Origin of the sequence: Minwuia thermotolerans (assembly GCF_002924445.1) — a bacterium.
Classification (GTDB): Bacteria; Pseudomonadota; Alphaproteobacteria; order Minwuiales; family Minwuiaceae; genus Minwuia; species Minwuia thermotolerans.
In genome coordinates, this window is the sequence record NZ_PIGG01000009.1 from 38235 (window position 1) to 44552 (window position 6318).

At 65.8% G+C, this 6318-nt stretch carries 6 protein-coding genes; 2 read left to right on the forward strand and 4 right to left on the reverse strand.

Translation table 11 applies throughout. The annotated features are described in order from the left end of the window. Window positions 1–22: 22 nt before the first annotated feature. From CWC60_RS01090 to CWC60_RS01100, 3 genes are all read right to left on the reverse strand, one after another. Window positions 23–1249: an ATP-grasp domain-containing protein gene (locus CWC60_RS01090; RefSeq protein ID WP_109792209.1), complete on the reverse strand. Its 1227-nt coding sequence runs from the start codon at window positions 1247–1249 to the stop codon at window positions 23–25. A gap of 195 nt (window positions 1250–1444) precedes the next feature. Beyond that, complete coding sequence (locus tag CWC60_RS01095) at window positions 1445–2302, reverse strand: sulfotransferase domain-containing protein (RefSeq protein WP_109792210.1); 858 nt, start codon at window positions 2300–2302, stop codon at window positions 1445–1447. A gap of 5 nt (window positions 2303–2307) precedes the next feature. Then, entirely contained in the window at window positions 2308–3036 is a 729-nt protein-coding gene (locus CWC60_RS01100; RefSeq protein ID WP_109792211.1) for a nitroreductase, read from the reverse strand. Between the two features lie 122 nt (window positions 3037–3158). On the opposite strand from CWC60_RS01100, the gene gtdA reads away from it, so the two are divergent. Both gtdA and CWC60_RS01110 read left to right on the forward strand, forming a co-directional pair. Continuing rightward, the gene (gene gtdA / locus CWC60_RS01105) at window positions 3159–4193 is read left to right on the forward strand and encodes a gentisate 1,2-dioxygenase (protein ID WP_109792212.1); all 1035 of its coding nucleotides are present in this window, start codon (window positions 3159–3161) and stop codon (window positions 4191–4193) included. 129 nt (window positions 4194–4322) lie between these two features. Next, entirely contained in the window at window positions 4323–4865 is a 543-nt protein-coding gene (locus CWC60_RS01110) for a COG4315 family predicted lipoprotein (protein ID WP_125182701.1), read from the forward strand. A 224-nt stretch (window positions 4866–5089) separates the two neighbouring features. Here CWC60_RS01110 and CWC60_RS01115 read toward each other — a convergent pair. Further along, a protein-coding gene (locus CWC60_RS01115; RefSeq protein WP_109792214.1) for an IS3 family transposase occupies window positions 5090–6261 on the reverse strand; the annotation gives its coding sequence in 2 pieces (ribosomal slippage) (window positions 5090–5997 and window positions 5997–6261; 1173 coding nt in all). Window positions 6262–6318: the final 57 nt, after the last annotated feature.

The following is a 6318-nucleotide window of genomic DNA, read 5'->3' on the forward strand; positions in this document are numbered from 1 at the left end:
CGAGGCGGGCCGTTGGCTTCCATCACACGTAGAAGTCCAGTTCTTCCTGGGCTTTCAGCAGATCACGCAGTTTGTGCGGATCGTCGCCGAAGAAATAGGCCAGCCCCCAGTGCGTGCCGAAGGCGGTGCGTTTCGCCACTTTCTGCTCCATCGGATCCGCGAGTTCGTGGAACTCGAAATAGGGGTGATTGGCGGTTTCCTCCGGCACTCTTAGCTGGCTGACGACGCGGCGGCGCGGATAGACGCCGAAGCAGCCCGCATGTCCCCTGGCGCCCTTCACGGGCTCGGGGAAGAAGGCGTCGATCTCCTCCTGCTTGGTTTTCGGGTCGAACATCACGACGAGGCCCTGATAGCCGTTGAAGCCGTAGGCGCGCTCGATCAGCTCCAGCGCGTTGAAGCCCGGCGGCCTGTAGGCGACCTCGCCGAAGTAGAGCTTGTTGTCGCTGGTCAGGAAATATTCCGGGTGGATGAAGCCGAAATCGATGTCGAAGGTCTCGATCAGCTTCTCGATTTCCTCGGTGATACGCGCCCGGTGCGACTCGAGTTCCGGCGTCGCCGGTACGAACACCGAATAGCCGAGGGTGACGTACTCCGAGATGTTCAGGAACTGGATCTTGCGGTCCTTGATCCAGGCTTCGACAGCGAATTCCCAGCCGTCGAGATGCGATTCCAGCAGCGCCGGAAATTCCTCGTCGGGAATGTTGTCGACGTCCTCGGGCGTCCGGATGACGCGGTGGCCGGCGGTGCCGGACTTGTCGAACGCCTTGAAGTGAATGGGATCGTTCGGGTCGCCGTCCAGCTTCAGCAGCGTCTGGTTGACGCGCTTGAGGAACCGGATCACGTCGCTGCGGTCCTGCGCCTCCTCGAAGACGCCGACGCGGATGCCGCCCAGCTGCGCGCGGCGCTTCATCAGCGACTTGTCGCGGAACAGCATCGACTGGCCCAGCAGCCGCGGATTGCCCAGCAGGACCGAGTTGACCGCGCCGGCCCACTCGACCGTTTCCTCGAACAGCGGGATCGCGACATCCACGCCCTCGTCCTTGAGCTGGTGCGCCAGTTCGTGAGAGCGCTCGTTCAGCCGGTCGAAATTCCACGGCATGTAGGGAATGCCGTGTTCCTTGCAGTAGTCCTCCGCCCACGGGGGCGCGACGACAATGTAGCGCCGGTCGAAACGGTCGACGGCGTCGATGGCGTTCAGGCTCCAGCCCAGCAGCGCCACGTAGCCCTTCTCGGGATTGTAGTTGTTCATGTCTCCTCTCTCGGTCGGGTGCGACCGGTGATACACAACACGACGACCACCGCTGCTCGCGGCGGACCAGAAGAACGGTCACGGTGCGGGAGGATCGAACCCGGCGAGCAAATCGTCAGCGTGGGTCGTCGGCGCCAAGCGTAGGCATTGAGCGGCCGTGGCGCAACCGCTGGCCCCTGCGAGCCGGCCCGGACCCTATTCGAACCAGTCGAATTCGCGGCCGGCGACCTCGCGCAGCCGGCGGTAGTCGGCGTCGAACAGATCGCGCAGATGGCGGCGCGTCGCCTCGGGTATCTCGTCGTCATAGGCGCCGACGTTCCGCGGCGCGTAGTCGATGCCGTCGGCGCGCGGCAGACCCAGAAAGCCGAAGACGCGCTCGGTCTCGGTCGCCGGATCGGCGAAGAAAGCCTCCGACTTCACCAGGCAGACATTCTCGCGCCCCAGCACCCGGTACAGCCGCTCCACCTGAGGGGCGTAGCGGCTGCGCCCGATATAGGAGAAGTGCTGATGCGCGTAGGAGCGGTATTCGGGCTGTTCCCGGATGCGTTCCTCCTCGCCCTGCAGGCGCCGGGGCTCCTGGGCGATCGCTTCCTCCAGGCTGAGGTCGTCCTGGCCCTTGTTGTGTTCGTGCCAGTAGTGGGAGTAGGCGCGCGCGATCGGGTCGCGCAGCATGGCGACGGCTTTCGGCGTCGGCAGGTCGGCGAACATCCGCTCGATGGCGAGCGGGTGGTACATGTAATAGGGGCTGGCCTCGAAGGTCAGCATCGGCCCGCCGCGCTCTTCCGCCCGGGCCGCCATCTCCTCGGCGCGGGGGAAGTGCCCGCGGTACCAGTTTCCGCCCCGGTGGTAGTTGTAGTCGAAATAGTGCACTTCCTTCGACGAGGGTTGGGCGATGCGCGGATGCTGGGCCAGATAGGCGAACAGCGAGGTCGTGCCGGCCTTCTGCGCCCCGACGATGACGAAATCGGGCAGCACGCGCGCGCCGCCGCTCGTCATCGCCTTCGCGCTGTGCGCCGCCTCCCTCAGCGCCGCCTTCGCCGTTTCCCAGGCCATCGCCGTCAGTCCGTGTGGAAGGTCATGTAGTCCTCCAGCGGCGCGCGGTCGGTGCGCAGAGAGTTCTCGACCAGGGAGGTGTCCTCATACCCCAGCGCCATGCCGCAGACCACGGTGTGGTCGTCGGGAATGCCCAGGATCGGCTTGACGATGCGGTGGTATTGCGGCCACGCCGCCTGCGGACAGGTGTGCAGGCCGTACTGGCGGGCGACGATCATGATGTTCTCCAGATACATGCCGTAGTCCAGCCAGGAGCCGATCTCGAGACGCTTGTCGATGGTGAACATCATGCCGACCGGCGCGTCGAAGAAGGTGAAGTTGCGCGCCCCCTGCTCGACCATGCGCTGGGTGTCGCCCTTCCTGATGCCGAGCAGATCGTAGAGCCCGAAGCCCACCGTCCGCCGCCGCGTCAGATAGGGCTCGAAGAACTGGTCTGGGTAGTACTTGTATTCCTTCTCGTGGCTCGCCCGGTCGTGCAGCGAGGCCTCGACCACGGCGTCGCAGAGCTCCTTCAGCTTCGCCCCCGTCATCACGTGGCCGTGCCAGGGCTGCATGTTGGTGCCCGACGGCGCGCGCGCCGAGACGTCCAGGATATGGCGGACCAGGTCCAGCGGCACCGGATCGGGCAGGAAGCCGCGCACCGAACGGCGCGTGACGATCGCTTCCTCCGCCGTCTCGGCCACGTCGGCGGCGTCGTGGCGTTTCACGTCTGCGAACTGCGTGTGGATGTTCATGTGTCGATCTCCCCTGATTGGCGCTACCATAGGCAAAGGCTTCGGCTGCGCCAATCGGCCCCGCGTCTGGACCGTGCGTTCCGGTGATGGTTCAGTAACGCGCCGCCAAGGGGAGGACCGTCATGCCGTCCGAAATCGAGGAACGCCGGAAATACTACGCCGCCATCGGCAAGAAGAACCTGGCGCCGCTGTGGGAGGTGCTGCACGGGCTGGTGACGCCGGAGCCGGTGCACCGGGTGCAGCCGGCCATCTGGCGCTATGACGACATCCGCGACGACATCATGGCCTCGGGCGAGCTGATCACGGCGAAGGAGGCCGAGCGCCGGGTACTGATCCTGGAGAACCCGGGCATGCCGGGGGAATCGAAGATCACCACCTCGCTCTATGCCGGGCTGCAGCTGATCCTGCCGGGCGAGGTCGCGCCGGCGCACCGCCATACCCAGTCGGCGCTGCGCTTCGTCGTGGAGGGCGCGGGCGCCTACACCGCGGTCGACGGTGAGCGGACCACCATGCACCCGGGCGACTTCGTGATCACGCCGAACTGGACCTGGCACGACCATGGCAACGATTCGGACGAACCCATGGTCTGGCTGGACGGTCTCGACATTCCCGTCGTCGGCTTCTTCGGGGCGAGCTTCGCCGAGAAATGGGGCGAGGACCGTCAGCCGATCAGCCGCCCGGAAGGCGACTCGCTGGCCCGCTACGGCCAGGGCCTGCTGCCCGACGGCTACGCGCGGCGCAGCCACACCTCGCCGGTTTTCAGCTACCCTTATGACCGCACGCGGGAGGCGCTGGAGACCATGCGCCGGCGCGAGGAATGGGACGCGGCACAGGGGCTGAAGCTGTCCTACGTCAACCCGGTCAACGGCGATTTCGCCATCCCGACCATGGGCACCTTCATGCAGCTGCTGCCCGCCGGTTTCGCGGGCGTGCCCTACCGCGCCACCGACGCCACCGTGTTTTCCGTGGTCGAGGGGCGGGGGACGGTGGAGATCGGCGAGCAGCGCTTCGATTTCGGCCCGCGCGACCATTTCGTCGCGCCGTCCTGGTCCTGGTACCGCTTCGAGGCGGCGGAGGACTGCGTGATTTTCAGCTTCTCCGACCGCCCGATCCAGCAGAAGCTTGACCTCTGGCGGGAGCAGCGCGGCAACGCCTGAGCCTTTCGCCTGCCGGGATTCCGGTCCTGCATGTGGCGCATGACACACTGCGTTGTCTTGTGATTGGCGTTCCGCCGCCGCATCCCCACAATCAAGTCAGGCTCGGCTTCTGATCGAGGATGTGACGTGATGCTCAGAATTGCACTGATGGCGGCCTTCGCCGCCTTGATCGCCGCTCAGCCGGCGGCGGCGCAGAATCGGCCGACCGACCAGGATCCGCTCAGCCTGGAGGAAGTCCTGGAGGAGCAATTGAGCGCGCCCTATTACGGGCAGACTTCGGACGGCTTTGGCCGCGCGCAGCGGCCCATCGTCGACCGCATCCCGCGCAAGGGGCTGCGGGGCGCCGGCTACTGGCGCACCAACGTCAAGTACTTCAAGGGCGTCGGCAATATCCTGACCGATCTGCAGGACATGACGCTCTACGCCACCTCGCAGGATCGCGACTACCAGGTCTCGTCGGTGACCGGCGAGGCGCTGGACAAGTGGCGGCCCCTGACAGTCCCGGAGACGACGGAGACCACCGGCCTCTGGGGCAAGGCGTGGAACGACGACATGAAGGCCTGGGTGCTGACCTTTGCCGACAAGCCGCTCTACCGTTTCGCCGGCGACGATGAGCCTGGCGATGTGCGCGGCAAGGGCGGGGACTGGTATGTCATGGAAGTGATCGGCTGAAGACAGGGGACGCCCCTCGGGCGTTCAGCCTTCCCGGAACCGGTCACCGGCGCCGTTGAGGCGAGGGTGGTTCCGCGTGTCGCATTCCGGCGAGGTGACGGACGTTCTCTCCCCTCCCCGAAAAGCGAAGGGGTCCGGCCGCGCCGCGGCCGGACCCCTTGCCACAGGTCAGCCGGTCAGTAGCCGATGTTGACCAGCCCCCAGCGATTGGTCCGGGTGGAATGTTAGTGCATGGGCGGCTTTGCCGCCAAGCCGGCCGGCTGGTGAAGCGGAGCGGAGCCTGACGGCCAGCCTGGCGGAATGATGACCTCCGGCGCCGGTGGTCGGTAGCCGAGACGGCTGTGCGGTCGGATCGTGTTGTAGTGACGGCGCCATTGTTCGATGACCACCTGCGCCTCCTTCAGCGTGTAGAAGATTTCCCCGTCGAGCAGCTCGTCCCGGAACCGGGCATTGAAGCTCTCGATAAAGCCGTTCTCCCAGGGTGACCCCGGCTCGATGAACGCCGTTCTGGCGCCCACCGCTGATATCCAGCGCCGCACGGCCTCGGCGACGAACTCGGGGCCATTGTCGGAGCGAACGAAGGCCGGTGGACCGCGGAGAATGAACAGGTCCGTCAGGACGTCGATCACATCGACCGACGAGAGCTTCCGGCGAACCCGGATCGCCAGGCTCTCGCGCGTGAACTCGTCCAGCACGTTCAAGGTCCGGAAGGTCCGGCCATCATGTGTCCGGTGGTGGACGAAGTCATAGGACCAGACATGGTTGGGCCGTTCTGCCCGCAGCCGCATGCAGGATCCGTCGCCCAGCCACAGCCGCCGCCTCTTCGGCTGCCGGGCCGGTACCTTCAACCCCTCGCGCCGCCAGAGGCGCTCGACCCGCTTGTCGTTGATCTGCCAGCCGGCCTCCCGAAGCAAGGCCGCGATCCGGCGATAGCCGTATCGGCCATACTGACGGGCCAGCTCGATCATGTCCGCCACCAGCCGGGCCTCGTCATCACGTCCACGCGGGAGATGGCGCTGCGTGGAGCGGTGCTGGCCGAGAACCCGGCAGGCCCGGCGCTCCGATATCCGGAGACGCCGGCGGACATGATCGATGCAACGTCGGCGACGCGAGGGGCTCAGAAGTTTCCCTTCGCAGCTTCACTCAGAATCTGCTTGTCCAGGGTCAGGTCGGAGACCGCCCGGCGCAGCCGCTCGTTCTCCTTCTCGAGCTCCTTCAGACGCCGCAGCTGATCGCCGCTCATGCCGCCATATTCCCTGCGCCATCGGTAGAAGGTGACTTCGCTGATACCCAGCTGCCGGATCGCATCCGCCATCGACATGCCCTGGCTGTGCAGGACGTCCGCCTGGCGGAGCTTGCCCACGATCTCCTCAGGCTTGTGACGCTTCCTTGCCATCTTTGATCCTCCTTGTTCCAAAACATCAGGATGGACCAATTCAATGGGGGAGGCTCA

Bases quoted from the DNA above. Each gene is read 5' to 3' on its own strand.
- CWC60_RS01095 (WP_109792210.1), bottom strand. From the start codon at position 2,302: ATGGCCTGGGAAACGGCGAAGGCGGCGCTGAGGGAGGCGGCGCACAGC.
- gtdA (WP_109792212.1), top strand. From the start codon at position 3,159: ATGCCGTCCGAAATCGAGGAACGCCGGAAATACTACGCCGCCATCGGC.
- CWC60_RS01090 (WP_109792209.1), bottom strand. From the start codon at position 1,249: ATGAACAACTACAATCCCGAGAAGGGCTACGTGGCGCTGCTGGGCTGG.
- CWC60_RS01110 (WP_125182701.1), top strand. From the start codon at position 4,323: ATGCTCAGAATTGCACTGATGGCGGCCTTCGCCGCCTTGATCGCCGCT.
- CWC60_RS01100 (WP_109792211.1), bottom strand. From the start codon at position 3,036: ATGAACATCCACACGCAGTTCGCAGACGTGAAACGCCACGACGCCGCC.